1 protein-coding gene is annotated in these 313 nt (G+C 59.7%); it reads right to left on the bottom strand.

The features are described from left to right. A partial coding sequence (locus tag QSV36_RS14275; protein WP_289132548.1) for a VENN motif pre-toxin domain-containing protein occupies positions 1-313 on the bottom strand: 313 nt, incomplete at both ends.

The following is a 313-nucleotide window of genomic DNA, read 5'->3' as shown; positions in this document are numbered from 1 at the left end:
CACCAATTACGGGTACAAAATCAGCCCCCGTCGACAGTGTATCGTTCAGGTGTTCCCGTCGCTCCTTGTACATCTTGACCGAGCAGGCATCCGAGCTTAACCCGGCGCAGTTCTGCTGCCTGTAGCGTTCGTTCTCTGCCTTGACATGCTCTTCGGCCACAACCTCCGGTGTCTTGCCTGCCGCCAATGCCTCAGCAATATCGCTCAGCGCGTTGTTTTCCGCGGCGTTCCTTCCCGCCTGGCCCGCTGCGACAGCATCTGCCAAGCCTCCGCCCGTTGCAGCACCTGCCAACCCTGATGCAAGCGTTGCCAA

The sequence above is a fragment of the Pseudomonas sp. BCRC 81390 genome, assembly GCF_030341915.1.
Taxonomy (GTDB): Bacteria; Pseudomonadota; Gammaproteobacteria; order Pseudomonadales; family Pseudomonadaceae; genus Aquipseudomonas.
Note: the sequence above shows the minus strand (reverse complement) of the source record. Positions and strands in the feature narration are given on the sequence as shown.